This window comes from Actinophytocola sediminis (assembly GCF_054779715.1).
Window position 1 is genome coordinate 1 of sequence record NZ_BAAGXS010000154.1, and the last position, 3481, is coordinate 3481.

Below are 3481 nucleotides of genomic sequence, written 5' to 3' on the forward strand. Positions count from 1 at the left end.
CCGGGGAGCAGCGGCGGCCCGAGCCGCCGCCGGCACCGCCGGCGGCGGCGCCGCCCGCTCCGGCACCGCCACCGTCGAGGCCGAGACCGCAGCCGGTCCAGATCGACGACGAAGACGACTTTTCCAACCAGTCCTCGTGGCTGCGCAACCAGTAGGGGTAGTTGATGAGCAGGTCATGGGCTGACGTCAAGGCGCTTCTCGACGACCCCTATGTGGAGGGGGACACCAAGGAGCACCTGCTTGCCGCGTACATGCAGGAGAACGGCTACCCGTTCGACATGGACAACCTCGATCCCGAGGCGCTCCAGTACGCGGAGGGCTACACGCTCGAGGACGGCGACTTCGACCAGGGCTCGCTGAACGAGGTCTACGACCGGGCACAGGGCCAGTCCGACGACGCCGGGTACCAGAACCGGCTGGCCGAGGAGGACCTCGCCGAGGGCCGGACCGAGCTCGACGACATGCAGGCGCCGTCGCTGACCTCCGGGCCGGAGACCTCCGACGAGGTGCTGGACACGGCGCGGGCGGCGTTGAAGGTCTTCGACACCTGGTTGCCGATCAACGACATGGTGCCCTCCGGCCTGATCGGCCAGCACGGGCGGATCGCCGCGGGGGACATCGAGACCCGCTACAACGAGCAGCTCGGCATCAACTTCCGCAAGTTCCTCACCGACGCGGACCGGATCCGGACCGCCAACACCGTGCTCGGCGAGCTGAACACCACCGCCGAGGGCGAGCTGAACACGGTCTACCAGTCGTGGAGCGGTCCCGCGGCGAACGCCTCCTACCAGCACTGGTCGGAGAACCTGGTGCCCAACGTGACCGAGTTACTGGACGCGACCGAGGCGGCGCCCGGGATCATCGAGAGCACCGTGGCGAACCTCTACACCGAGGTCCGGAGCAAGGCCGAGCAGGTGATGGAGCTGTACCGGCCGACCATCGGCCTGGCCACGCCCACCGTCGCCGAGCCGCTGGTGAAGATGGCCGCCGGCGAGGATGTCGGCAAGGACCAGCAGATCCTGGTCGCGTCCTGGCTCGACCAGAACTACGGCACCGACTACGAGAACTACTCGAACAGTGACCTGTTCTGGAACATGGTCGTCGAGCAGATGGTCGAGTTCTCCAGGAGCTGGGTCCGCGACGCGTTCAACGTCGAGCTGCACGACGACCTGTACGAGAACTTCGAGCGGATCTGCAACGACACCCAGGAAGCGGTCGACGGCTACTACGACGAGCTGAACACCACGCTCGGCGAGTACGACAACGACTTCCAGGAGGCGTCCGGCATGCCGCCCGGCCCGGACCAGCAGGGGCCAGGCGACCCGGCCGGACCGGGTGGTCCCGGCGGGACGGGTCCCGGTGGTCCTGGTGGCAGCGGTCCAGGGGGCAGCGGTCCGGGGGGCAGTGGGCCTGGTGGCACGCCGGCCATGCCGGAGATCCCCGCGATGCCGACCGCCCCGTCGGGGGCCGGCCCTGGCGGCCTGCCGGGCGATATTCCCGGCATGCCGGGACCGGGAACCGAGCCGGGCACGGGTCCTGACGGGCTGCCGCTGATGCCGGGGATGCCCGGCGGCCCGGACGCGCCTGGCGCGCCGAAGGAGGTCACGATCCAGGACGGCGACCGGACGATCACCGTCGGCCAGCCGGACGACAAGGGCCGCAGCGTGGTCACCGTCGACAGCGGCACCGGGGAGCCGAAGGAGTACACGGTCGACTTCACCGACGACCCGGGTGAGGTCGCCGAGCCGGGCGTGATCCGCGCGGTGGACGGCAAGGCGGTCATCCAGGACGGCGACGCGGCGATCACCCTGGAGCAGGTCCCCGGCCCGACCGACCGGTTGAAGATGACCGTCGACGACGGCACGCCGGAGACCTACGACGTCGACTTCGGCCCGGACTCCGCGCCGTCGGCGCCGGGCCGGCCGTCGCTGCCGGACGTGCCGGCGCCCGCGAGCCTCGGCGCCGACCCGCTCGGTGGCGGTGGCGGCGGTGGCGCCGGTGGGGGCGGTGCTGGTGGCGGCCTCGGTGGTGGCGGGGGCGGCGGCTCGATGGGTGGTGGTGGCGGTTCGTTCGGTGGCGCGGAGACCCCGGGCGCGCCGTCGGCCGGCATCGCGGCCGGCGCGATCGTCGGCGCGCAGGCGCCGGACGGTGGTGACCAGCGGGTCGCCGCGGCGGCTGCCGGTGGTGCCGCTGCTGGTGGCGCGGCCGCTGGCGGCGCGGCGCCCATGGGTGGCGGCATGCCGATGGGTGGCATGGGCGGCGGTGGCGGCGGCCAGGGCGGCGACCAGGAGCGGCAGAGCAAGTGGCGCACGAGCGGCAAGCTGTTCGACGACCTGGACCCGGCGGCCAACTTCAGTGGTGTGGTCGGCCGCGACCCGGCGGAGAAGGCACCGAAGGCGAAGTCCTAGCCGGGCTCGGAAGGGTGGACTCGCGTGTCGGGAGCGTTGGACTCGCGGGTCAGTCGGTGCCCTTGAGGGGAGCGTCCAGGACTGACTGGTACCTGGTGTCGCCGGTGAGGTGGACGAGGAAGAACGCGGTCAGCAGGATGCGGGCGACGCGCTGGGCGGTGGCGTCGGACTTGCCGGGCAGCAGCAGGTTCGACCAGTGCCGGCCCTCGGTGAAGCCGAGGTGGCTGGCCTTGGGCACCGTCCGCAGCGTGGCCTGGCCCGCCCAGTTGCCGGCGATCAGGCCCGCGTTGCCGACCGAGGGCGCGACCAGGTCCTGACCGGCGGCCAGGTGCAGCGACGCCATGCCACACCGGCTGGCCGCGTCGGTGGAGAACGGCCTGGTCTGCGTCGCGGCCAGGGTGGCCACCGCGCGCACCCGGGAGTCGTCGGCCGCGGCCAGTACCGCGCAGCCGGCGCCGACCGAGTGCCCGGCCAGCCCCAGCTTCGCCGGGTCAACGCTGATCGACCCGTCCCCGAGCCGCACCCCGACACACACGTCGAGCGCGGTACGCAGGTCGGCGGCGAACAGCCGGTGGGAGGCGAGCGGCCCGAGCTGCGTGCTGGGCGCGGCGACCACGAAACCCCAGGACGCCAGGTGCCGCAGCAGGCTCCGGTAGCGCGCCGGCGGCTGCAACCACCCGTGTCCGAACGCCACCGCCGGCAGCCCGAGTCCGGCGGTCGGCGTGTACACCACCCCCGGCAGACCGACGAGCGCGAGGTCTCCCCGCAGCACTCGGTGCGGCCCCCGGCGGGACAGCTCCTCGACGAGGTGTTTCGCCTTGTTCGCCAGCTTCGGAGGCATGGTCGGTCACCCTATCGACAGATCCCTGGTTACGCTTTCACGAGTGCGGCGAATCGCGGCGATCGATCTGCGGGCGGAGTAGCGCGTGTACGGCGTGTGGACGGTCGAGCAGGTCAGAGTCGCCGAGGACGCGGTGCTCGCGCGGGTGCCGCCGGGCGCGCTGATGCGCCGCGCGGCCTTCGCGCTGGCCGGGTGCGCGGCGCGGATGCTGCGCGAGCGCACCGGCGGGGTC

The 3481-nt window shown here is 72.5% G+C and carries 3 protein-coding genes; 1 reads left to right on the forward strand and 2 read right to left on the reverse strand.

The features are described from left to right. A partial coding sequence (locus tag ACYVIP_RS44915; RefSeq protein ID WP_460407391.1) for a hypothetical protein occupies positions 1 to 190 on the reverse strand: 190 nt, incomplete at its 3' end. Here ACYVIP_RS44915 and ACYVIP_RS44920 point away from each other — a divergent pair. Then, positions 165 to 2408: a collagen-like triple helix repeat-containing protein gene (locus tag ACYVIP_RS44920; protein WP_460407392.1), complete on the forward strand. Its 2244-nt coding sequence runs from the start codon at positions 165 to 167 to the stop codon at positions 2406 to 2408. The two genes, ACYVIP_RS44915 and ACYVIP_RS44920, sit on opposite strands and share 26 nt — an antisense overlap. Positions 2409 to 2457: 49 nt before the next feature. Here ACYVIP_RS44920 and ACYVIP_RS44925 read toward each other — a convergent pair whose 3' ends face one another. Then, entirely contained in the window at positions 2458 to 3249 is a 792-nt protein-coding gene (locus tag ACYVIP_RS44925) for a dienelactone hydrolase family protein (protein WP_460407394.1), read from the reverse strand. Positions 3250 to 3481: the final 232 nt, after the last annotated feature.